The organism is Pseudomonas sp. GW456-E7, assembly GCF_059424105.1.
The window spans coordinates 13,925-38,043 of sequence record NZ_JBWKZB010000045.1 but is presented as its reverse complement, the minus strand read 5'-3'; the positions used below and the strand labels follow the sequence as shown (position 1 = coordinate 38,043).

The 24,119-nt window shown below is 59.6% G+C and carries 14 protein-coding genes; 5 read left to right on the top strand and 9 right to left on the bottom strand.

What is annotated here, in order from left to right:
* Nucleotides 1-4: 4 nt before the first annotated feature.
* From AC07YV_RS23860 to AC07YV_RS23850, 3 genes are all read right to left on the bottom strand, one after another.
* The gene (locus tag AC07YV_RS23860) at nucleotides 5-1,675 is read right to left on the bottom strand and encodes a response regulator (protein WP_102701661.1); all 1,671 of its coding nucleotides are present in this window, start codon (nucleotides 1,673-1,675) and stop codon (nucleotides 5-7) included.
* Nucleotides 1,672-3,174, bottom strand: coding sequence for an ATPase domain-containing protein (locus tag AC07YV_RS23855; RefSeq protein ID WP_102701660.1), 1,503 nt, complete (start codon nucleotides 3,172-3,174; stop codon nucleotides 1,672-1,674). Before AC07YV_RS23855 ends, AC07YV_RS23860 begins: the two co-directional genes overlap by 4 nt.
* A 184-nt stretch (nucleotides 3,175-3,358) precedes the next feature.
* Nucleotides 3,359-4,414 (bottom strand): tetratricopeptide repeat protein, encoded by a 1,056-nt coding sequence (locus AC07YV_RS23850; protein WP_102701659.1) that lies wholly within the window; start codon nucleotides 4,412-4,414, stop codon nucleotides 3,359-3,361.
* 277 nt (nucleotides 4,415-4,691) lie between these two features.
* Between AC07YV_RS23850 and AC07YV_RS23845 the strand changes: the two genes are divergently transcribed.
* The 4 genes from AC07YV_RS23845 to AC07YV_RS23830 all read left to right on the top strand — a co-directional run bounded on the left by AC07YV_RS23845 (nucleotide 4,692) and on the right by AC07YV_RS23830 (nucleotide 12,335).
* Entirely contained in the window at nucleotides 4,692-8,954 is a 4,263-nt protein-coding gene (locus AC07YV_RS23845) for a hypothetical protein (protein WP_102701658.1), read from the top strand.
* Between the two features lie 85 nt (nucleotides 8,955-9,039).
* On the top strand, nucleotides 9,040-11,175 hold the full coding sequence (locus tag AC07YV_RS23840; protein WP_102701657.1) for an FUSC family protein: 2,136 nt from the start codon (nucleotides 9,040-9,042) through the stop codon (nucleotides 11,173-11,175).
* Nucleotides 11,165-11,365 carry a DUF1656 domain-containing protein gene (locus AC07YV_RS23835; RefSeq protein ID WP_095966728.1) on the top strand — a complete coding sequence of 67 codons (201 nt, stop codon included), beginning with the start codon at nucleotides 11,165-11,167 and terminating at the stop codon, nucleotides 11,363-11,365. Before AC07YV_RS23840 ends, AC07YV_RS23835 begins: the two co-directional genes overlap by 11 nt.
* 4 nt (nucleotides 11,366-11,369) lie before the next feature.
* Nucleotides 11,370-12,335, top strand: coding sequence for an HlyD family secretion protein (locus tag AC07YV_RS23830; RefSeq protein ID WP_102701656.1), 966 nt, complete (start codon nucleotides 11,370-11,372; stop codon nucleotides 12,333-12,335).
* Nucleotides 12,336-12,541: 206 nt separating this feature from the next.
* Here the strand turns inward: AC07YV_RS23830 and AC07YV_RS23825 are convergent, their stop codons facing one another.
* The 3 genes from AC07YV_RS23825 to mexE are packed head-to-tail and all read right to left on the bottom strand — an operon-like array spanning nucleotide 12,542 to nucleotide 18,408.
* Entirely contained in the window at nucleotides 12,542-13,963 is a 1,422-nt protein-coding gene (locus AC07YV_RS23825; RefSeq protein ID WP_102673809.1) for an efflux transporter outer membrane subunit, read from the bottom strand.
* Nucleotides 13,963-17,142 (bottom strand): efflux RND transporter permease subunit, encoded by a 3,180-nt coding sequence (locus AC07YV_RS23820; protein ID WP_102701655.1) that lies wholly within the window; start codon nucleotides 17,140-17,142, stop codon nucleotides 13,963-13,965. The genes AC07YV_RS23825 and AC07YV_RS23820 overlap by 1 nt, the downstream gene beginning before the upstream one ends.
* 12 nt (nucleotides 17,143-17,154) lie before the next feature.
* Nucleotides 17,155-18,408, bottom strand: coding sequence for a multidrug efflux RND transporter periplasmic adaptor subunit MexE (mexE, locus tag AC07YV_RS23815; RefSeq protein ID WP_102701654.1), 1,254 nt, complete (start codon nucleotides 18,406-18,408; stop codon nucleotides 17,155-17,157).
* A 459-nt stretch (nucleotides 18,409-18,867) separates the two neighbouring features.
* Between mexE and AC07YV_RS23810 the strand changes: the two genes are divergently transcribed.
* The gene (locus AC07YV_RS23810) at nucleotides 18,868-19,875 is read left to right on the top strand and encodes an Ldh family oxidoreductase (RefSeq protein ID WP_102701653.1); all 1,008 of its coding nucleotides are present in this window, start codon (nucleotides 18,868-18,870) and stop codon (nucleotides 19,873-19,875) included.
* Between the two features lie 125 nt (nucleotides 19,876-20,000).
* On the opposite strand, the gene AC07YV_RS23805 is transcribed toward AC07YV_RS23810, so the two are convergent.
* The 3 genes from AC07YV_RS23805 to AC07YV_RS23795 form a co-directional block, all read right to left on the bottom strand.
* The gene (locus AC07YV_RS23805) at nucleotides 20,001-21,581 is read right to left on the bottom strand and encodes an aldehyde dehydrogenase (NADP(+)) (protein ID WP_102701652.1); all 1,581 of its coding nucleotides are present in this window, start codon (nucleotides 21,579-21,581) and stop codon (nucleotides 20,001-20,003) included.
* A 140-nt stretch (nucleotides 21,582-21,721) separates the two neighbouring features.
* Nucleotides 21,722-23,116: a fosfomycin efflux MFS transporter AbaF gene (abaF, locus tag AC07YV_RS23800; RefSeq protein WP_102701651.1), complete on the bottom strand. Its 1,395-nt coding sequence runs from the start codon at nucleotides 23,114-23,116 to the stop codon at nucleotides 21,722-21,724.
* 72 nt (nucleotides 23,117-23,188) lie between these two features.
* Nucleotides 23,189-24,106, bottom strand: a complete 918-nt coding sequence (locus AC07YV_RS23795; protein ID WP_102701650.1) for a dihydrodipicolinate synthase family protein — start codon at nucleotides 24,104-24,106, stop codon at nucleotides 23,189-23,191.
* Nucleotides 24,107-24,119 lie beyond the last annotated feature (13 nt).

The following is a 24,119-nucleotide window of genomic DNA, read 5'->3' as shown; positions in this document are numbered from 1 at the left end:
GCATTCAGGCGCTGATCATCTCCCGCACCTTCGCCGTCAACAGATCGAAGGTGAACGGCTTGGTGATCATCTGCATGCCCGGATCGAGGAACCCGCCGCGCACGGCGGCGTGCTCGGCGTAGCCGGTAATGAACAGCACCCTGAGGTCGGGCCGCAACTGCCGGCCGATTTCCGCCAGTTGCCGGCCATTCATGCCGGGCAGGCCGACATCGCTGATCAGCAGGTCGATGCGCTGGGTCGAATCGAGTATCGGCACGGCGCTATCGCCATCACAGGCTTCGACGAAGGCATATCCCAAGTCGCTCAACACCGTGCTGACCAGCACCCGCACCGCCGGATCGTCCTCGACGATCAATACCGTCTCGCCATTGTTGGCGAAGGGCGAGTGTTCGACATTGACCGGATGCTCCTGAGGCAGGTCGCCCCCGAAGCGTGGCAGAAACAGACTCACCGTGGTGCCTTCGCCCACGACGCTGTGGATGACGACGTGACCGCCTGACTGCTTGCTGAAGCCGTAGATCATGGATAGACCCAGCCCGGTGCCCTGGCCGATGGGCTTGGTGGTGAAGAACGGGTCGAAGGCGCGGTTGACGATGCTTTGCGCCATGCCGCAACCGGTATCGGTGACGCTGAGCACGACGTAATCACCGGCATCGAGATTGCTCTGGGACTGAGCAAAGTCCTCGTCAAGGTGCCGGTTCGAGGTAGAGACCACCAGCCTGCCGCCATTGGGCATGGCGTCGCGGGCGTTGATCACCAGGTTGAGCAGGGCGCTTTCCAGTTGATTGGGGTCGGCTTCAGCCACCCACAGTTGCTCATCGAGTTGCATGTCCAGGCGAATGCTTTCGTTGATGCTGCGTTGCAGCAGTTCATCCATGGAGATCACCAGGGCATTCATCTCAACGGGTTTGGAATCCAGCGACTGGCGGCGGGAAAACGCCAGCAGGCGGTGAGTCAGGGCCGCCGCGCGGTTGGCCGAGGTCACCCCCAGGTCGATCAGACTGTCCAGATCTTCGGTACGCCCCCGGGCCAGGCGTCGACGCAACAATTCCAGGCTGCCGATGATGCCGGTCAGCATGTTGTTGAAGTCATGGGCGATGCCGCCGGTGAGCTGGCCGACGGCTTCCATTTTCTGCGACTGGCGCAGCGCCTCTTCGTTGTGACGCAGTTGCGCGGTGCGCTCTTCCACCTGCTGCTCAAGGGTTTCGAGGGTGTTTTGCAGGCGCAGTTCACTCTGGCTCAGGTCGATCAGCCGATCCCTGGCCTCGTACTGTCGTCGTCGTCCGCGCAAGGCGGTGGTGACCAGACTGATCAGTGTGATCGGGTGAAAGGGCCGTTCGAGGAAGGTGACATTGCCCAATTGCGGGCCGAAACGGGATGCCGGATTCTGTTGCGGGCCGCCATGGTGCGTCATCAACACGATCGGCAGGTCCGACCATGCGGGCTGCTGTTCAATCAGCCGGATCAGCGGTTCGAGATCACTGCCCAGCAGCGCTTCGCTGGAAATCAGCAGCAGGCCGGCACCGAGTTCCAACTCGGCGCACAGTCCGGGCAGGTCCTGGCTGATCACCCCGTGAAACCCGGCTTCGTTGAGCATCATCAAGGCAATCTGGCTGTCACGCCCTCGCGGCGCAAGGATGAGGGTGCGCTCGGGTGTCGCCAGCAGCGCAGTCACCGGATATCTTCCGCAAGCAAGGGGTTGCTGGCCCCGAGATAGGTGGGCACCCCGCGCAGTACGCCCTGGAAGGCTTCCAGCGGTTCACCGATGGTCATGCCCTGGGCGCTGATACGGTATTCACGGATGGTCGATTCATGGCTGCCGGTGCGTTTCTTGATGATCGAAATGGCCCGGCGTACCTTGCCCAGGGCTTCGAAGTAACGCAGCAGGATCACCGTATCGGCCAAGTAGGTGATGTCGACCGGGGCCTGCATGTCGCCGACCAGGCCATGCTGGGCCACCGTCATGAAGGTCGCGGCGCCTTTTCGATTGAGGTACAGCAACAACTCGTGCATGTGCAGCACCAGGGCGTTCTCTTCCGGCATTGCCGCCTGATAGCCATTGATGCTGTCGATCACCACGGTCTTGATATTGCCTTCGTCGACACAGCGCCGGACCCGGTGGGAGAACTCGCCGGGAGACAGCTCGGCGGCGTCCACCTGTTCGACCAGCAGATTGCCGCTGTCTTGCAGGGTCTGCAAATCGATGCCGATGTTCTTCATGCGCTCGTACAGCAACCCCAGCTCTTCATCGAAGATGAACAACGCGGCTTTTTCACCCCGGGCCACCGCCGCGGCGGCGAACACCATGGAGATCAGCGATTTGCCGGTCCCGGCCGGACCGAGAATCAAGGTGCTGGACCCGGTTTCGATACCGCCGCCCAGCAGCGCATCCATTTCCCGGATGCCACTGGTCAATTGCTGGCGCAGGTATTGACCGCGATGTTCGGCGGCCACCAGACGCGGAAATACATGCACGCCGTCGCTGGTGATGGTGAAGTCATGAAAGCCGCCCCGGTATTTCTGGCCGCGGTACTTCACCACGCGCACGCGCCGTCGCTCGGCACCATAATTGGGCGTCAACTCTTCCAGGCGAATCACGCCGTGGGCGACGCTGTGCACGGTCTTGTCCAGTGACTCGGTGGTCAGGTCGTCGAGCAGCAGGACCGTGGCGTCATAACGCACGAAATAATGCTTGATGGCCAGGATCTGCCGGCGATAGCGCAGCGAGCTTTGTGCCAGCAGACGAATTTCGGAAAGGCTGTCCAGGACGACGCGGGTCGGTTTGACCCGTTCGACCACTTCGAAAATCTGCCGGGTGGCCTCGCCCAGTTCAAGGTCGGAGGAATACAGCAGCGTCTGCTGCTGTTCGGCATTGAGCAGGTTTTCCGGAGGCGTCAGCTCGAAGATGTGGACGTTGTCATCCATCTCCCAACCATGGGACAAGGCGCCCTGGCGCAGCTCGCGTTCGGTCTCGGACAGCGTGATGTACAACGAGCGCTCGCCGGCTTGCGCGCCGGCCAACAGGAAGTGCAGCGCCACCGTGGTCTTGCCGGTTCCCGGTTCGCCTTCCAGTAGAAACACATGGCCGCGGGACAATCCTCCATCGAGGATATCGTCCAGGCCTTCGATACCGGTGGCCGCCTTGGTACTGTTCAATTCGTTGGTTAGAGACAAATAAGTGTCCTCTCGTGGCCAGGAGCAATGAGGCAGCCAATTGGAAGTACCGCAACGGGCTGCCTTTTCACTTGACCCCTGGCCCGGACGAGCGTTCAACCTTTTTTAACGCAAAAGGATCGCAGCCTTCGGCAGCTCCTGCACCTACCCTGTAGGAGCTGCCGAAGGCTGCGATCTTTTGCTTTTAAAGCCCCTGTTGCAACGACGGATCATCAGGGTTCATCTGCTCGAGCTGGGCCGTCAGGATCTGCACGTTTTGCAACTGCCCGCTTTCCTTCCAATAGTTGATCAGCAGCACCCGTGCCTTGCGATCGTTCGGATGGCGCTGGACGATTTCCTGCAACTGTATCTGCGCCGCTTCGAGTTCCTGCTCACCGCGCAGCGTGGTCGCCAGGTCGTAGCGGTAATCCCGGTTATCGGGCTCAAGCTCAACGGCCCTGGACAGGCCGAGCAGGGCGAATTCGCTTTGGTCGTGATGCAGTAGCCAGAGCCCCAGGGCATGTTGCAGATAGGCCGAGTTGGGCTGTGCCTGCAGTTGCCTGGCCAATAGCTGCCGGGCGGCGTCGTTCTGGCCCTGTTTGTCCAGCACTTCGATTTGCAGCACCAGCGCCGGCAGGTTGTCCGGCGCCAGGCGCAGGGTGTTGTCCAGTGCCTGTTGCGCCTCCTTGAGTTCGGCGTTGTGCAGGTGCAATCGGGCCAGCTGGTATTGGTTTTCCGCGCTTTGCGGTTCGCTCTTGAGCACCAGCTCCCAGGCATCGATGGCTTGCTCCAGCGGCCCGAAATACAAGCCGAGTTCATCCGGGGACAAGCCCAGCAGCGCATTGATTGCCGCCAGCCGCACGTTCTGTTCGCTGTCGTCGAGCAATGGCCCCAGCAAAAGACTGCGCTGGCCGTTCGGTACCAGGGCGCTGATGCTCCTGATCGCGGCGATGCGCACTTCGGGCGACTCGTTCTGCAAGTCGGCATCCGCCAGTTTCAGGGCCACCGAGCTTGGATAATTGGGCAGCTCGGCATGCAGCCAGACACGGCGCTTGGGGGACAGGTCCGGACGCCCCAACTGCTGATAGAGCACCCGCGCGGCACCGGGTTGACCACCCCGGGCCGCTGCCAGCGCTTCGCTGTAACCGTGTTTGATGGCTTCGGGAACCACTGGCGTGGTATCGCGCAGGAAAAACCCTGCAAGGCCGATGACGAGCAGGGCGAAGAGGCTGATAAACAGATAGCGGCGGGACTGGGGCATGCAAAAATCCGGAAGATGAGGCATCAGCAAAAGAGTGCCAGCTTCGATCAGTCCGGGAAGGGAGTCAAACCTGCGTGGCTCTGAGTTGCCGTCGCCATGTTCCTGGTGGGCGGTTCAGTAGCGTTTTTTACAAGTTGTTTACCGTGACAGTGCTTAAGCTCGAGACGACTGAGTCAGCTGAAACGGAAAATCCCGAGTGCCTCTCCCTCCTAGCGTCACAAGCATCAGACATGCGTCACCCACAACTTCTTCAACCTGCGATCAAAAGAAGCGAACGTTGGTTTCCGACGAGGTCCGGCATACCGAGAACACGCCCCTGGTTCTGCACAAGTCCGGTCGTGCACCTGCAAGGTCCACGGGCGCTAATGTCGATATTCCACCCCCAATGCTCGCGCGCAACGCCTTCGAAGATCGCTTCACCAGTCAGGATGATCTCGAACAGCAGTGGTCAGAACTCAAGGCGCAATTGCAGACGGCGTCTCTTACCGAGCAAGAAATACTAGCTGTTCTGAGAAGCGGTATTTTGCAAACGAACACAGGCCAAGCCATTGCCGATCTATTTGCAGACGCAATGTTACGTTTTATCCGACCATTGGGATCGAGGACCGACAATCGTTTGAAAGATATAGTTGATGTGGTTTGTCATTTGCCGCCCGGCCAATGGCAGTTGGAGCTGGGTGAAAACATTGGGCTTACGAGTGGACAAAACACCGAGCGGGTGACGGGCTTTATCCAGTCACAGCTGGATCGTTCAACAGCGCTGCTGAATGAACGAATCGCAAACAACGAGTTGCTTACAGACTCCCAGTGGGCGGCTTTCAAGCAAATTACAAAGCAAGCCCGGAGCTATATTCGTCCTTCAGGTGAAAGCGTGCTCAAAAGCGCCCTGATGATGCTTGAAGACGCGTGCGTTGTTCGGCCTTCTCCCAAGGACGCGCATCAGCAGTTGGTCAAGTTCCTTGATGAACTGCGCAAGCCGGAACAAAGCGAGCGAGTGCGGTGGCCGAACCGCTTTCCGATAGAGGTCGAGGCGATCTGCAATCAGCTTGAACCTGCTGAAGAGTATAAACAGACTTGGCAGGAGTGGCTGATCGACCCCCGCTGGTTGGAAAGCCCGCTCGAGCCACCGAATTCATTTTCAACGCCGATGAACTCATCGGAACCCGCGCAAGATGCAAAGCCAACCACCGAGAAGTCCACGCCTCTGCTATCGACCTTGCAGGCATTCGAGCGCAACGCCGACTTTTACTTGAACGTCAGCACAAAAGGCTCGAGCATTCCCGAGGGTTTTGCTGCCAGGCTTTTGTGGGTCTGCAATGTGCTGGATTCGTTCGGGGCGTTGAGATTGGACAGCAGGCATATTGCAATCGGTCGACCCGCTTCGACACAAGACGACCAGACGAGCAGGGGGGCAACCGAAGATCTGCCGGCATCCTCGGCTGATTTGTCGGGACATCAACCCGATGCCGCCTCCCATTCGTTCGAACAGTTTGCTGCGCAGTTGGACGGCGTTTTAACCCGGGCCATCAACAGCATTACGCCCTGGAACAGCGCTTATGCCGTAGAGTTTGAAGAGGTTAAAGTTCTGCTGAATGAAAAAGTCTACAGCCCGACAACCGAAGCTCTGCCATCCGATTCACTCTGGTCCCGTATGCCCGACATGGACGCACTGGGAAATCAACTGGGCAATTGGCTGAGTGCAATGAGTGGGCGGTTGCTCAGCACGGGCGTCGCGGTCCTGAGCCGAACGGGAGACTTGATAGAGCGCAATCCGCTCGTTCCCGCAGGAGCCTTTGCTGCCTACGTGGCGATCAGCAACTTTTACATCAGTTGGCATCTGCCTGCCAATGACGAAACTGCCGAAGCAAGACAATCGAACTCGAAACCTGACTTTGAACCTGATGAAGCATTCGTTGTTCATGAAAATACAATAGAGGGCATCACTGAGCTCCTTGATGAACAGCCAGACTTTGCAGATAGGGTTCTACAGCGTATCAGCGAATCCGACTATCTTGATCCGGGCGACGATCCACAGCTGATAGACGATATCGAGGCGCTTTTAAAGCAGGCCGTCCACGGTAGTGCCGATGTAACTTACCAGGATTATCTCGAAGAAATTATCCAGTTGGCGGCTGCCGATGCTCACGAGGAGTTCGAAGAATTCGAGGAATATTCAGGAGGAGGTTCAACCACGGAGCATGCTTCAGCTCAGGTGGAAACTGATGACATCCATGGTGGCGTGCGCAGGAAGCGAAGCCTGGGCGGTTTGCCTTACATTGAAGCAAAAATACAAGTAAATGAAAAAGGCGTATACGCACATGCTTCTGCTCGTTGGCTAATCGAGGCGGGACAACACTCATTAAACGCTCGCGCACCAGGTCGCTCGGACGAGGAAATAGCGCCTGGCATGACGATTGGTCAGGCAGCTGAGAGCTTCATCAATGCGCTTGAAGGTCTGCAAAAGGTTTCCGATCCTTCAGTTTTTATACGGACAGTCATCAAGGACACCATCGCTGGTTCGAATCTGCCGGAGGACATAAAGTCAACGCTGGATTATAAAACCAAATTCAAAGTTCAGTTTCGAGCGTTGGCAGTGGCGCACGGGCCTACAGAGATTGTTAACAAAGAGTTTGATCTGGCACAGTTATTTGCGGGGCAACATAAAAAAGAAGCTGCGGGCAAATCAATTTTCATATCGTGGCCTGATCGTTACACGTCGCAGTTTATTGCACAGGTTGACGGGATGAACTTTCAGGAGTTGTACAAGGAGCAGTCGCAGGAAGTATTTTCACAGCCAGGTGTTTTCGATTTTTGGAAGATTGGCAAGCAAAAAGAACTGGAGCGCGCCCTGAAAATATTCCTGCGGGAAGGTAAGGGCTCAGCGCAAAATATGGATATTGCAAAGAAATTTCTTGAAGGCAAGATCAAGGCGCGAACGATCTCGATTCGTGATGGTGCTCTCAGTAACCCTGACAAAGTGAGTAACGCTGTTTTTTTGCACGACGGGAGTCGTACGGGAGGGTTGTTCGTTTTTTTGGGTGGGAACAGCACGGTGATCGAGCACCCTCCAGAATTGAGAGAAAGAACGAAGTCAATCGAAGAGTTTCCAGAGTTGCGAGGTAATTTGTCCATGCGAATTGCTGTGAATGAACTTTTGGGGCGGGACGAATATGACTTCAAGTATAGTCTTGGTTTTATCGATCCTGAAAAATTAAAACCGAAACCAATTGATTTTCTTGGCTTGTTTAACCTTCCTTTGCATTTCTCACAAAAGATAGACGGGAAGTTACCCTATGAGCCTATTCTGTTTGGATGGGAAGACAGTGATGTCGAACCGATTTATGAGGAGCTTTTCAAAAGACAAGGTGATCAGGTCAAGGCTGCCATAGACATGTTGACCTCAACCACAGCCGAGCGCATAACAGATGCCATGTTGAACTTCGTATCCGATGCACTTGCCATGCTGTCGATGTGCACCGCATTTATTCCTGGCCCTGGTGCTGTAGCAGCGGGACTGTCGATGTTGTTCGGCGTTGGCTCGGCAGCGGCAACTTTTGTACGAGGTGAACTGGAGGACGATCCGGGCCTGGCAGCCCAACACAAGGCCAATGCGTTGCGTGGAGCCATTTTCGAACTTGTCGGGCCATTTATAGGGAAAGTGACTGGTAAAGCTATTCCCAAGTCTTCATACAAAAAAATTGGCAATGAAGTAATCGAGCGGATGGCTTCGTCAGGGCGTGTGTCGGATGATGTAGCTAAATATTTACCGATAAAACCCCCAAAAAATCCCATTCTGGAAGCAGTAAAGAAAATGCCCGGATGGGTCGCTCCTGTGGAGAAGGATTTCCTGGAAATACTTTCAAAGGTTGACTGGAAGTTTATAAGTTATCGAACTGCAAACAGGTTTATGCGATTGAATCGTGGGCCGCAGGTGGCGCAGAAATTAATGGATAGCACGGGGGTGACGTATTTTGCTGGGCCATCAAAGGGTTATATGTATAGGGGGGTCGTCATGCGAGGGGATATGCGCCCGCCAAGCGAAATTTTCAAGGAAGGCTTCAAGTTACGCAAGGAATATACGGATATAAAGCAGATTAATGGAATGCAGGGTGGTTTTGGCGGAGATGCAAATGCACTTGGTCTGGACGGGAAGGGGATATCAACTTCTGCTTATTATGAGGGAGGTAAAGAGGGGGCGTTTTATTATGGGGGTAAAAAAGGAGGGTATACGTATGTCGTTGATGGTCGAGATATAGACGGTTTTCACATGTATTACAATCAAGAGTTGGCAACTAATCCCGGTTCAAAACATAAGAAAAAGGCCTACGAAATCAACTACCCAAATGACATTCCTCCTGAAAAAATACTAGGCGCTTATGACGCTAAAAGGAATTTCATCCCTAACCCAGCGGCCATCGGCAGAAGTGTTGCACTAAGCACTCCTAAATATGGTTCAAATGTTAAACTTCCGATGCAGAAAGCAGCAACTAATAGTACAGGCATTACTTTTCCTCTGAGCGGCGAGCGGGCCAACCAATAAACCTGAACATCGCCTCGGCAGGGATTCCTGTCGAGGCGCCGCACAAATGACTACGCTTGCTGGAGACAGTCCGACAGGCTTTCCCATGCAAGCGCTACTGCAATACTTCAAGGCGATGCTCAACCCCGGCCCCGGGGTGCTGTTGTTTGCCTTGCGAACCATCGCAGCCGGGTTATTGACCCTGTACCTGGCGTTTTTGTTCGATCTGGACCAGCCCAAGTGGTCGATCATGGCCGTGGTCATCATCAGCCAGCCACTGGGGGGCATGGTGCTGGCCCGCAGTTTTGGCCAGGTGATCGGCACCACGTTGGGCGCAGCCGTGGCGGTGTTGATCATGGCGATCTTTCCCCAGGCTCCGCTGCCGTTCATTACCACCCTGGCATTGTGGCTGGCGTTGTGCACTGCCGGTGGCACCTTGTTGCGCTATACCAGTTCCCAGGCGTTTGTCCTCAGCGGCTACACCGCCGTGGTGGTGGCCTTGCTGGCGGTGCCGGATCAGGACGGCATGTTTCTGCTGGCGGTGACCCGCGTCACCGAGACCTTGCTGGCGGTGGCCTGCGTGTGTCTGGTCAGCCTGCTGACCGCCAGGCCGGAAACCGTGGCCCGTGACTACTTCGCCAGGATCGACCAGATCATCCGGTTGCTGGCCACCCATGCCAGCGCCGTCCTGCGCACCGAAGAGAGCGAAGCCGATTTCCAGCAGCGACAAATGCAGCTGTTGGGCCAGATCAGCGGCCTGGAGGGCGTGCGCCGGCACATGTACTTCGATGCGCCGCGGTTGCGCAGTGCCAACGGCCTGGTGCAACTCTTGGGCAACCAATTGGTGTTGTTGACCGCGCGGTTGACCGCCCTGCGCCATCAGCGGCTGTTGTTGACCGAGCGCTGGGAGGGCGAGTTGCCTGAGGAAATTCAACGGATACGCGCCGAAGAACTGGCCTTTCTCGATGAACTGGCGCAGCAGGGGCGTTCGCTGTCCAGTGAACAGCGCCATCATTTCACGTCGTTGCAACAACGCTTCGATGAACTGGCCTACAGAGCCGAACAATTGACCGAGCCGTTGCCGGCCACCTTGCGCTCGCTGGCCTGGTCGTTGCGCTGGGAACAGGCTCGCCTGCTGCAACAGCTGGAGCAGATTCTGGAATTGAGTGATGCCATCCAGAGCGGGCGACCGGCCAGCAGCGTGTTTCGCGGGCGGGAAAATCCGCTGCACCTGGACTTCACCCTGGCGACCATGAATGCCATCCGGGCTTTTTCCGCGCTGTTGATTTGCGGCCTGATCTGGATCGAAACCGGCTGGGACGGTGCGCGAGGTGGGATGGTGCTGGTGGGTATCCTTTGCTCGCTGATGTCGACCTTTCCAAGGCCGCTGCTGGCCGTGCAAAGCTACGCGAGGGGCTTCGGGCTGGCACTGGTGGCCTCGGCGCTCCTGCAGTTCATGTTCGTGCCGATGATCAGCAATTTCGAGATGCTTGCCTTGCTGTTGGCGCCCTTGCTCTATGCCGTTGCTGTGGGGCTGGCCAGTCCGGCCACGACAGGCACCGGCATTGGCCTGGGGCTCACGACGTTTCTGCTGCTTGGTCCGTTGAATGTGGGGATCGGTCAAAACACCGCGATCCAGTGGTTCGAATTTGCCGGGGCCTATACCTGCGCGACCGTGCTGGCGTTGAGCGTCTATGCGCTGATCTTTCCGTTCAGGCCGGATTTGCGCATGAGACGGCTTTATAAAGAGAACTGCGAGCAGGTGTACGCCTTGCTGAAAACCGCGCCGACCGATGAACAGCAGTTTGCTTTCGAGAGCCGCATGGTTGATCGCCTGACCATGATGCTGGGGCTGCTGCCGGCAACGCAGGAGCCACAATCCCGTGAGCGCTTTCAAGTCAGCCTGGCCTGCATGGCACTGGGGATTGCCATGAATCAGCTCAGGCAGCAGGGGCAGAACAACGCACTGTTGAGTCCGGATCTGCAAAGTCGCCTGTTTTCCACCGTCCGGGAAACGGGCAGGCTGGTCGCCGGCCGGCCCGGGGTCGAAGTGGTACAGGTGCTCGATAGCCTGCACGCCCTGGGCGACGAACTGGATGCCTTGCATACCGATGTCCATGAGCGTTTGTGGTCGGTGTTCCGCATGCGCGTGGCGCTGTTGATCGTGGTGTCGTTCGTCGAGCGTTATCGCGGCTACTTTCAACCCTCCGCCATTGAAGGAGACCCTGTCCTTGCCCATTGATCTGGAAGTGGGTGGCGCCTATCTGCCCCCGATTGCCCAGGCGTTGCTGCTGGGTTTGCCGATTTTCCTGCTGCTGGACTGGGTGCTGCGGCGCTTCGGTGTGCTGCAGTTCGTCTGGCATGAGGCCTTGTTCGAAGGCGCGTTGTACGTCTGCGTCTGCGCCACGTTGATACTGGTGATGGGAGTCTGATGCCTTGAAGAACATCCTTCCCCGACTTACGACGCTGGCGGTGGTACTGCTGGCCCTGATCCTGGGCTGGTTCGCCTGGGAGCATTACACCCGCGCCCCCTGGACCCGGGATGCCCGGGTGCGTGCCGATGTGGTGACTCTGTCCGCCGATGTTTCGGGGCGTATCGTCAGCCTGGCCGTGCAGGACAACCAACATGTGAACAAGGGCCAGACGCTGCTGGAGATCGATCCGGCGCGTTACACGCTGGCGGTGGAGCATGCCAAGCGTGCCGTCGAGGTGTCGAAAGCCTCGCTCGGACAGGCCCAGGCGTCCATTACCGCCAGCGAGGCCTTGCTCAAGCAGCGTCAGAGCGAGGAGCAACGGCGGCGCACGCTCAAGGATCGTTCGGCGATTTCCGGCGAAGAGTGGGAAAAAGCCAACACCGATGTGTCGGTGGCCCAGGCTGATCTACTGCGAAATCAGGCCAACCTGGTGCTGGCCCAAGCCAACGTGCAACTGGCCATCGCGGCCTTGACCCAATCGGAGCTCGATCTGCAGCGTACCCACGTCGTCTCCCCGGTGACCGGCTTTGTCACCAATCTGCTGACCCGGGAGGGCGACTACGCCTCGGCCGGGGGGCCATTGCTGGCGCTGGTGGACAGCGATTCGTTCTATGTCAGCGGTTACTTTGAAGAGACCAAGTTGCCGCGGATCGGCGAGGGCGACCGGGTCAGGATCGAGTTGATGAGTGGCGAAACCTTCGGCGGCAAAGTGCAGAGCATTGCCTTTGCCATTGCCGACCGGGAAAACCTGCCAGGCGGTCGCCTGTTGGCCAACATCAACCCCAGTTACACCTGGATCAAACTGGCGCAGAGGGTGCCAGTGCGGATCGAGATCGATGCCGACTATGCCGGTAAAGACAAACTCAGGGCGGGGACCACGGCCACCGTGACCGTTCAGGAAAACCAAAAATCCAAAGATCAACAATAACCCCTGTGGGAGCGGGCTTGCTCGCGAATGCGGTGTGTCATTTGACATTTGCATTGCCTGACACACCGCCTTCGCGAGCAAGCCCGCTCCCACGAGGGATCTACATTACCGTTGAAAAGGCAAGAAAAGCCCCGCGACCGAATGAGACGCAGGGCAAAGGAATTGGTTGGTTGCGGCCAACCAAAGGAGCGCTTCAAAGCTTCGGGTTAATTGCTGGCGACCGTCTCGGGCTGCCAGCCGCCACCGAGGGCCTTGTAGATCGCGACGATGCCGCGATACAAATCGACTTCAGCCTGGGCCTGGGTGTCTTCGGCCGCCAGGCGTTCACGCTGGGCGTCGAGCAGAACCAGGAAATCCGCCGTGCCTTCGCGGTAGCGAATCTCGGCGAGATCGGCAGCTGAACGGCTGGACTCGCTCTGACGAATCAGCGAAATCAGGCGCTGTTGGCGCTTGCCGTAGTCGCTGAACGCGTTTTCCGATTCTTCCAGCGCCAGCAACACTTGCTGCTCGTACGTCGCCAGGGCGCCTTCGGCATCAGCGTCGGCGGCGCGCAAACGGGCGCGCACGCTGCCCAGGTCGAACGCTGCCCAGGTAATGCTCGGGCCCAGCGCCCAGGCGTTGGCCGCCGAGGAACCGATTTGCGAACCACGCCCGGCGGTGAAGCCAAGGAAGCCGCTGAGGCTGACTTGCGGGAACAGGTCGGCCTTGGCTACGCCGATCCGCGCCGTGGCCGACGCCAATTGGCGCTCGGCACTGCGAATGTCCGGCCGGCGTTGCAGCAGTTCACCCGGATCACCGATCGGCAAAGCCTTGGCAATCGCCGGCAAGTCTTTCGGGCTCAAGTCCACGGTCAACTTGTCCGGACGCTCGCCCAGCAGCGTGGCGATACGGTTCTTTTCCCGAACCTGCTCGGCCTGCAATTGCGGCACGCTGGCTTCGACCGATGCCAGTCGCGCATCGGCACGTTCCACATCGAGTTGATCGCCGACGCCGGCATCACGCAGGTTGATGGTGATCTTGCGCGACTCCTGTTGGTTCTCCAGGTTGGCCAGGGCGATCTTTTCCCGCAGTTGTGCGCCGCGCAGTTGACCGTAGGCATCCACCAGTTCGGCAATCATGCTCACCTGCAGCTGGTACAGATCGGCCTCAAGCGATTGTTGCTCGGCATTCGCCGATTCCAGGTTGCGCTGGATGCGGCCAAACAGGTCGATCTCCCAGGCCATGTCCAGGCCCAGGTCGTAGCGTTCGCTGTTGACCCGGTCGGTGGTCTGGCCCGGAATCTGGCCTTTGCCCAAGTCACTGCTGACACGGCTGGTGACGACCGGCAAGTTGTCGTTGCTGATGTCATCGCGGATCGCCCGTGCGGCTTTCCAGCGGGCAAAAGCGACGCGCAAATCACGGTTGCCCTTGAGCGATTGCGTCACCAACTGGTTGAGGGTCGGGTCTTCGAACTGCTGCCACCAAATGCCTTCGAAACGCGAACGGTCAAAGTTCTTCTGGCCGGCGGCGCCATCGGTGGCGGCCGTGATGTTGGCCGCCTCGGTGTTGGGCGTCTGGTAATCCGGACCCACGGCACAGGCACTCAAGGCCAGGACCAGCAGGCTCGGCAGGAAGGCTTTCAAACTCATCAGTGCGACTCCAGCTTCAGGGCGACCTTGGCGGCTTTGCGCGCTTGGCCACGCTCGACAAAGTTACGAATCAATACGTAGAACACTGGCGTCAGCAACAGACCGAAGAAGGTCACCCCGAGCATCCCGGAGAACACCGCCACACCCATGGCGTGACGCATTTCGGCACCGGCACCGCTGGAGAACACCAACGGCACAACACCCATGATGAACGCGAAGGAGGTCATCAGGATCGGCCGCAGACGCAGACGGCAAGCTTCCAGTACCGCGGCCAGCGGGTTGAGGCCCTCCAGCTGTTTGTCCTTGGCGAACTCGACGATCAGGATCGCGTTCTTGCACGCCAGGCCCACCAGTACGATCAGGCCGATCTGGGTGAAGATGTTGTTGTCACCGCCGGAAGCGATCACACCGGTGATGGCCGACAGCAGGGTCATCGGTACGATCAGGATCACCGCCAGTGGCAGGCTCCAGCTTTCGTACTGGGCCGCCAGTACCAGGAACGCCAGCAGTACGCAGAGCGGGAACACGAACAGCGCGGTGTTGCCGGACAGGATCTGCTGGTAGGTCAGGTCGGTCCATTCGTAGGTCATGCCGTTCGGAAGTTCTTCCTTGAGCAGTTTCTCGATGGCTTTTTCGGCCTGGCCGGAGCTGTAGCCGGGGGCTGCCGCACCGTTGATTTCAGCGGTGATGAAGCCGTTGTAGTGCATCACGCGGTCAGGGCCCGAGGTGTCGCTGACCTTGATGAAGGTCGCCAGCGGGATCATCTCGCCTTTGTTGTTACGCACTTTCAGTTGGCCGATCTGGTCGGATTCGAGGCGGAACTGTTGCTCAGCCTGAACGTTGACCTGATAAGTGCGCCCGAAGCGGTTGAAGTCGTTGGCATACAGCGAACCCAGGTAGATCTGCAGGGTGTCGAAGATGTCGCTGACGGCCACGCCGTGGGTCTTGGCCTTTTCCCGGTCGATGGCGGCATCGACCTGCGGCACGTTGACCGTGTAGCTGGTGAACAGGCCAGCCAGTTCCGGCACGCTATGGCTCTTGGCGATGATGTTCATGGTTTCCTTGTACAGCTCTTCATAGCCCAGGTTGCCCCGGTCTTCGATCTGCAGGCGGAAACCACCAATAGTGCCCAGGCCTTGCACCGGCGGCGGCGGGAAGATCGCCATGTAGGCTTCCTGGATGTTCGCGTACTGGCCGTTCAAGGCACCGGCAATCGCACCGGCGGACATGCTCGGGTCTTTGCGCTCGTCGAACGGTTTGAGGGTCACGAACACGATGCCGGCGTTCGGGCTGTTGGTGAAACCGTTGATCGACAGGCCAGGGAAGGCCACCGCGCTTTCCACGCCTGGCTGCTTCAGCGCCAGGTCGGACATGCGCTTGATCACGTCTTCGGTACGGTCCAGGCTCGAGGCATCCGGCAATTGCGCGAAGGCCACCAGGTACTGCTTGTCCTGGCCGGGTACGAAACCGGTCGGGGTGCTGGAGAAACCGAAGAAGGTCAGGACCATCAGGCCGGCGTACAGCAGCAGGGCGATGCCGCTAGAGCGGATCACACGGGCAACGGTGCCGACATAACCATGGCTGGCTTTCTCGAAGAAGCGGTTGAACGGACGGAACAGCCAGCCGCCAAACATCTTGTCCAGCACCCTGGAGAAGCGATCCTTCGGTGCGTCATGGCCCTTGAGCAACACAGCAGCCAGTGCCGGCGACAGGGTCAGGGAGTTGAAGGCCGAGATCACCGTGGAAATCGCAATGGTCAGGGCGAACTGCTTGTAGAACTGCCCGGTCAGGCCGGAGATGAACGCCGCCGGAACGAACACCGCACACAGCACCAGCGCCGTGGCAATGATCGGGCCGGTCACTTCACGCATGGCGCGCTTGGTGGCTTCAATCGGGGTCAACCCGAGCTCGATGTTCCGCTCGACGTTCTCCACCACCACGATGGCGTCGTCGACCACGATACCGATGGCCAGTACCAGGCCGAACAGCGACAGGGCGTTGAGCGAGAAGCCGAACAGGTGCATCACGGCAAAGGTACCGATCAGCGAAACCGGCACCGCCACCAGCGGAATGATCGAGGCGCGCCAGGTCTGCAGGAACAGGATCACCACCAGTACCACGAGGATCAGTGCTTCGAAGAGGGTGTGAACCACCGCCTCGATGGAGCCGCGCACGAAGATCGTCGGGTCATAGACGATGCTGAAGTCCATGCCTTCGGGGAAGCTCTTCTTCAGTTCGGCCATTTTTGCCCGGACTTCGTTGGAGATCTCGATGGCATTGGAGCCAGGGCGCTGGAAGATCGGGATCGCCACCGCCGGCTGATTGTTCAGCAGCGAACGCAGGGCGTACTGGCTGGAACCCAGCTCGACGCGAGCGATGTCCTTGAGGCGAGTGATTTCACCGTTGTCGCCAGAGCGAATGATGATGTTCTCGAACTCTTCCTCACTGACCAGGCGGCCCTGAGTGTTGACCGACAGCTGGAAGCTTTGGGCATTCGGGGCAGGGGGAGCGCCCAAGGCACCGGCGGCCACCTGGCGGTTCTGCTCACGAATGGCGGTGACCACGTCAGTGGCGGTCAGGTTGCGCGAAGCGGTCTTGTTCGGGTCGAGCCAGACCCGCAGCGAGTAGTCGCCCATGCCGAACAGTTGCACGTCGCCGACACCGCCCAGCCGCGCCAGCTCATCCTTGATGTTGAGGATCGCGTAGTTGGACAGGTAGAGCATGTCGTAGCGTTTGTCCGGCGAGGTCAAGTGCACCACCATGGTCAGGTCGGGCGATGCCTTGTCCACGGTGATACCGATGCGCGTCACTTCCTCGGGAAGTTTCGGCTCGGTCCGGGTCACGCGGTTCTGCACCTGTACCTGCGCGTTGTCCAGGTCGGTACCCAGGGCAAAGGTGATGGTCAGGGTGATCTTGCCGTCGGCGGTCGACTGCGAGGACATGTACAGCATGTTCTCGACGCCGGTGATGGCCTGCTCCAGGGGAGCGGCCACGGTTTCACCGATGACCTTGGGGTTGGCACCCGGGAAGTTGGCGCGCACCACCACGGTCGGCGGCACGACTTCCGGGTATTCGCTGATCGGCAACTGGAACAGCGAGATCGCACCGGCGATCAGGATCAGCAGCGATAGAACCGCTGCGAAGATCGGCCGCGAAATGAAGAATTGGGAAAAATTCATCGTAAAAATCCCTTAACCGCGTGGGGTCGTGGCAGCCAGTTTCACAACCGTGCCCGGCGCGACCTTGGCAGGCGCGACTTGGGGCAGGTTGCTGGCTTCCAGCGCTTGGCGTTGTTGTGCGAGTGCCGCGAGGGTTTGTTCGCTGGCCATCGGAATCACTTCAGGGGTGACCGGTGAGCCGGGACGTACCCGTTGCAAACCCTTGACGATGATGGTGTCGTCCTTGTTCAGGCCGTTGCGCACGATGCGCAAGCCTTCGATCTTCGGCCCCAGTTCCACCGCGCGGTAGGCGGTCTTGTTGTCGCCGTCCATCACGATCACGAACTTCTTGCCCAGGTCGGTACCCACTGCTTCATCGTTGATCAGCATGGCGCTGTAGGTGCCGCTGCCCACCAGTTTCAGGCGGGCATACAGGCCCGGGGTGTAGCTGCCATCGCTGTTGTCGAACACGGCGCGGCCACGGATGGTGCCGGTCTTGGGGTTGACCTGGTTATCGACGAAATTCATCACGCCCTGGTGCGGGTTGCCGTCCTCGTTGGACAGGCCCATGTAAACCGGGGTGGTGGCGCCGCGTTTGCCCTGGCGAGCAAGCTCGGTGTACTTGAGGAACACACGTTCGTCCGCGTCGAAGTAGGCGTAGACCTTGTCGGTCGAGACCACGCTGGTCAGCGGCGTGGTGTCGGCGGTCACCAGGTTGCCGGCGGTGATTTCCGCACGGCTGACACGGCCGCTGATCGGTGCGGTGACGCGGGTGAAACTCAGGTTGAGCTTGGCCAGGTCGAGCTGTGCCTGAAGCGCACCGACGGCGGCGCGGGCTTCCTGGGCGGCGCTGGTGCGCGAATCGGCCAGCTCGGCGGAAATGGCGTTGCTGGTGCGCAGGCGCTCACCGCGCTGGGCTTCGTTTTCGCTGCGGGTGGCATTGGCACGCGATTGTGCAACCAGGGCTTCGAGGCGGCGGACCTCGGCCTGGAACGGACGCGGGTCGATCTGGAACAGCAGGTCGCCTTTCTTGACCAGGGCGCCTTCAGTGAAGGCCACTTCATCGATCTGGCCGGAGACCCGTGGACGAATCTCCACCGTTTCCGGGGCTTCCAGGCGCCCGGTGAATTCGTCCCACTCGTTGACCGGTTGTTCCAGCACCTTGGCCACGCTGACCTTGGCCGCTGGCATCGTGGCGGCGGTTTCCGGGGCCTTGCCGCAAGCGCTGATCACCACGACGGCCAACAAAGCCAACGGGAAGCGCAAATGTTTGAATGACTGTTCCATGGATGCATCCGCCAATGTGTTGAGATTGGCGAATGATGCGCGGCGGGTTTGTATCTCACGAATCGAATGGGGCGAAGGTAACTATCATTCGGAATGATATAAGACCCGAGCCAGCCCTCTAGATTGCGCCTTTGATCAATCGGCGATCAATTGGATTGATGACAATTGTGTGTTGCATTGGATGCAATAGTCAGACTTGAAACCGTGTTGCGGTCATCGCGAGCAAGCTCGCTCCCACACTGGTTCTGTGGTGTACATGATCCCCTGTGGGAGCGAGCTTGCTCGCGAAGAGGCCAGCAGCCTTCTACACAATCAGGATCAGGGACCCGTCATCAGCCATTGGTTCAACGGGGGCCAACGACCTGCACTGTGCCAATTTCGTCACCGCCAATGCCCAAACCCATCAAGCCATGACGCCTCGGATAGACCACCCTGACCGGTCTGTCCAAGGAGATGACCATGATCCGACTGACCCTGATCGAAGCCCGTGAGTTGGCTGAAACGATCTTGTTGCACAACGGTTTTAATCTGGCCCATGCACAAGCGGTGGCGGCGACGGTGGTGGTTGGCGAACGTGATGGCTGTGCCTCCCACGGTTTGTACCGGATTCTGGGGTGTGTGAATTCCCTGCGGGCCGGCAAGGTGTCAGCCGATGCCGAGCCACAGGTGATCGACCAGGCGCCGTCGATCGTGCGGGTAGATGCTGGCGGTGGGTTTTCGCAGTTGGCGTTTCAGGCGGGGTTGCCGTTGCTGGCGCAGAAAACCCGGGCCAACGGCATTGCGGCGTTGGCAATCAACCGCTGTGTACATTTCTCGGCGCTGTGGGTGGAGATCGAGCAGCTGACGGCCGCCGGTCTGGTGGCGCTGGCGTGTAATCCGAGCCACGCCTGGGTGGCGCCGGCTGGAGGACGACTGCCGGTGTTCGGCACCAATCCCATTGCCTTCGGTTGGCCGCGTGCGGGGCAGGATCCGTTTGTGTTCGACTTCGCCACCAGCGCGATTGCCCGTGGTGATATCGAACTGCACCGGCGTGCCGGCAAGGCGATTCCCGAAGGTTGGGGCGTGGACGCCCAAGGCCAGCCGAGCACCGACGCCAACGTGGTGCTGGATAGCGGCGCGATGCTGACGTTCGGCGGGCACAAGGGGTCGGCGCTGGCGGCCATGGTGGAGTTGATTGCCGGGCCGCTGATCGGTGACCTGACCAGTGCCGAGTCGTTGGCTTACGACGGGGGCAGCAAGTCGTCGCCGTACCATGGCGAGTTGATCATCGCCCTGGACCCTCGGCGCTTTCTGGGGGACGCCACTGAAGAGCATTTGGCCCGGGCCGAAACGTTGTTCCAGGGCATTGAAGGGCAGGGCGCACGCTTGCCTTCGCAGCGACGATACGCGGCGCGGGCTCGCAGCCTGGTGGAAGGCGTGCAAATTCCCGAGGCGCTGTACAACGACCTGAAAGCACTGCTGGCTTGAATGGAATGGGTGCGCCCACTCCTGTGGGAGCGAGCTTGCTCGCGATGAGGGCATCAGACTCAACATTTTCGTCGACTGACACACCGCTATCGCGAGCAGGCTCGCTCCCACAGGAGGTCGTGTTGTTAAACCGGCTCGCGTTGGCTGCTGCCATCCACCAGCCGTGCAATCCCCAGTGGGTTGGCGTTTTTCAAAGCGTCGGGTAGCAAGGCGTCCGGGCAGTTCTGGTAGCACACCGGCCGCAGGAATCGCTCGATGGCCAGGCTGCCAACCGACGTGCCACGGGCGTCGGAGGTTGCAGGGTAAGGCCCGCCATGGACCATGGCATCGCAGACTTCGACCCCGGTGGGGTAACCGTTGAACAGTACCCGGCCGACTTTTTGCTCCAGCAGTATCAGCACGTCCCCATGGGTCTGAAGATCCGATGCTTCGCCAATCAATGTCGCGGTCAGTTGCCCGTGCAATCCGTTCAACGCCTGCCGCAGCTCAACCTTGTCCGCCACTTCAACGACAATGGTGGTCGGCCCGAACACTTCTTCCTGTAGCAGCGGATCCCCATTGAGCAGCAGGCTGACGTCGGCCTTGAACAGTTGCGGCCGCGCCTGATTGCCCTGCTGGTCGTGGCCCGCCAGGTGCGTCACGCCCGGGTGCTCGAGCAAGGCCCGCACCCCTTTTTCATAGCTGCCGAGGGTGCCAGCATTGAGCATGGTTTGCGCTGGTTGTTCGGCCATCAGGTTGCTTAATCGCGCAGTGAACGCCGTCCATTCAGGGGTCCGAATACCAATGACCAACCCCGGATTGGTGCAGAACTGCCCGCAACCCTGGACCACCGATGCCACCAGCTCACCGGCGATTTTCTCGCCCCGCGCGCGCAAGGCTTCGGGCAATACCAACACTGGGTTGATGCTGCTCATCTCGGCGAACACCGGGATGGGTTGTTGCCGTGCAGCGGCCATGTCGCAAAGGGCACGGCCACCTTTGAGCGAGCCGGTGAAACCGACGGCCTGAATCGCCGGGTGCTTGACCAGCGCTTCACCGACACCAGCGCCGTAGATCATGTTGAACACACCCTTGGGCATGTCGGTCTGCTCGGCGGCGCGCAGGATCGCATTGGCCACGCATTCGGCGGTTGCCATGTGCCCGCTGTGGGCCTTGAACACCACCGGGCAACCGGCGGCCAGGGCCGCTGCGGTATCGCCGCCAGCCGTCGAAAAGGCCAACGGAAAATTGCTGGCGCCGAACACTGCCACCGGGCCGACGCCGATCCGGTACTGGCGCAGGTCAACCCGTGGCAGCGGCTGACGCTCCGGCAGGGCACGGTCGATGCGTGCGCTGTAGAAATCGCCCCGACGCAGGACTTGGGCGAACAGACGCATCTGGCCGCTGGTGCGGCCGCGCTCGCCCTGAATCCGGGCGCTGGGCAGGGCGGTCTCGCGCGTCACCAGGGCCACGAACTCGTCATCCAGGGCATCCAGTTGCGCGGCGATGGCTTCAAGGAATTGCGCCCGGCGCGTCGCCGGCAAATTACGAAAGTCTGGATAGGCGGCCGCAGCGGCCTGGGCGGCCGCGTCGACTTCTTGCGCGGTGGCTTGCATGAAAGAGTAGGGCAGTGCTTCGCCGGTGCTGGCGTCATGGCTGTTCAGGATGATGCCGCCAGCGGCGCTGCGCGCTCCGCCGATATAGTTGTGGCCAAGGATCTCAGACATCAAAAAAGCTCCTGTCGAAAAAATGGGGTAGCAACACAAAACCTCTGTGGGAGCGAGCTTGCTCGCGATGAAATCAAAGACGCCGCGGGGTATCAGGTTCCCCGCGTTATCGTTGACGTCCATCGCGAGCAAGCTCGCTCCTACGCCAGAGAATCGGCCCGGCGTGGGCTAGTCGGGGCTGGGTCCAGCGCCGCAACCCGCGCCGCCGACTCGGCATCCACCTGGCGCAATGACTTGCCACGGGTCTCGCGGGTCAGGCCGACAGCCACCACGGAAATCAGCGCGGCGCCCACCAGATACCAGGCGATCGGAGTTGAGCTTTGGTACTTGTTGAGCAAGGTGATGGCGATCAGCGGTGCCAGGGAACCGGCGAAGATCGGCGCCACCTGGTAGCACAGGGACAGAGCGGTGTAGCGTACGTGGGTCGGGAACAATTCAGCCATCAGCGCCGAGTAAGGCGCATAAGTCATCGACTCGATGGCCAGGCCCAGGGTGATGGCGGCCATGATCAGCCAGTTGTTGCCGGTGTCCATCATCGGGAAACCGATGAAACCCCAGAACGCTGTGAGCACCGCGCCGGTCAGGTACACCGGCTTGCGCCCGATGATGTCCGACAGATAGCCCATCAGGGGAATCAGGAAAAAGTGCACCAGGTGCGCGCCGAACATCAGCAGCAGAATTTGCGAAGTGTCCTTGTGCACCACCAGTTTCAGATAGGTAATCGAGAACGTCACTACGGTGTAGTAGAGGATGTTCTCGGCAAAGCGTGCACCGATTCCCACCAGCACCGAACGCCAGTGATGGCGCAGCACTTCCACCACACCGAGCTGTTGCTGATTGGTCTGGGCCTGACGGGCCTGGGCTTCCTTGAAGATCGGCGCGTCATCGACGCTGGTGCGAATCCAGTAACCGATCAACACGACTACTGCCGAGAACCAGAACGCCACGCGCCAGCCCCAGGCAAGGAACTGTTGCTCTGACAGGTTCGACGACAACAGCAGCAGGGCGAGCGTGGCCACCAGGTTGCCGGCCGGCACCCCGGCTTGCGGCCAACTGGCCCAGAAGCCCCGACGATTGTCCGGGCAGTGTTCGGACACCAGCAGAATCGCGCCGCCCCATTCGCCACCGAAAGCGAAGCCCTGGATCAACCGCAACAGCACCAGTAGCACCGGTGCTGCGTAACCGATCTGGTCGAAGCCAGGCAGGCAACCCATCAGGAAGGTGGTGATGCCGACCACTACCAGGCTCAGTTGCAGCAGGCGTTTGCGGCCGAATTTGTCACCGTAGTGACCGAACACCAAGCCGCCTAACGGCCGGGCGAGAAAGCCGACCGCGTACAAGGCGAAGGCGGCAATGATGCCGTCGATGGGGCTGTCGGTCTGGCGGAAGAACAGCTTGCCAAAAACCAATGCCGAGGCGGTGCCGTAGAGAAAGAATTCATACCATTCGGCGACGGTGCCAGCCATGGCGGCAGCCACCACGCGTTTGAGTCCCGAGGGTGTGGTTGCGCTTTGCGTGTGTTGAGGATTCGACATGCTGACGTACCTTGTTGAGACGCAAAAAACGGGCAGCCGGGCGGGGCCGGTAAAGGCCCGCCCGGCAATCACTCAGAGACCGACGTCCGGCAGTTCCGGGCGGTTGGCCAACGCCTTGGCCATGATCTGCTCGACGAATACGCGGTCGGCTTCCGGCAGGGCCAGGCGTGGCGGACGGGTCAAGGCGCTGCCGCGACCGGCAATGGCTTCACACAGCTTGATGCACTGCACCAGGTCGGCACGGGCATCGAGGTGCAGGATCGGCATCAGCCATTCGTAGATCGGCATGGCTTCGGCGAAACGACCGGCCTTGGCCAGGCGGAAGATGGTTTCGCCTTCTTTCGGGAACACGTTGGACATGCCCGAGACCCAACCTTCGGCACCCACGGCGATGCTTTCCAGCACCACGTCGTCGAGGCCGGCGAACAACACGAAACGGTCACCGACTTCGTTGCGCACGTCGATGAAGCGGCGGGTGTCGCCGGAAGAATCCTTGAAGCACACCACGTTGTCGCAGTCGGCCAGGGAAATCAGGATGTCCGGGGTGACGTCGTTCTTATAGATAGGTGGATTGTTGTAGACCATCAGCGGCACGTCGGCGTTTTTCGCCACGTAGCGGTAATGCTCGGCGGTTTCGAACGGCTTGGAACCGTAGACCAGCGCCGGCATCAGCATCACGCCATCGACGCCGACCCGGCGTACGGCATTGGCGACCTTGGCCGCTTGTAGGCTGGTGAACTCGGCCACGCCGCAAATCACCGGTACGCGGCCACGGGCGGCATCGACAGCGACTTCAGTCACGGCGATTTTTTCTTCGGCGCTCAGCGAGGTGTTTTCACCCACCGAGCCGCAGACCACCAGGCCAGACACGCCGTCGCGGATCACGTTGGAAATCACCTGATGGGTTTTTTCCAGGTTGATGGAGAAGTCATCGTTGAATTGAGTGGTCACCGCTGGGAAGACGCCACTCCAGTTAATGCGCTTGCTCATTGTTACCTCCGGT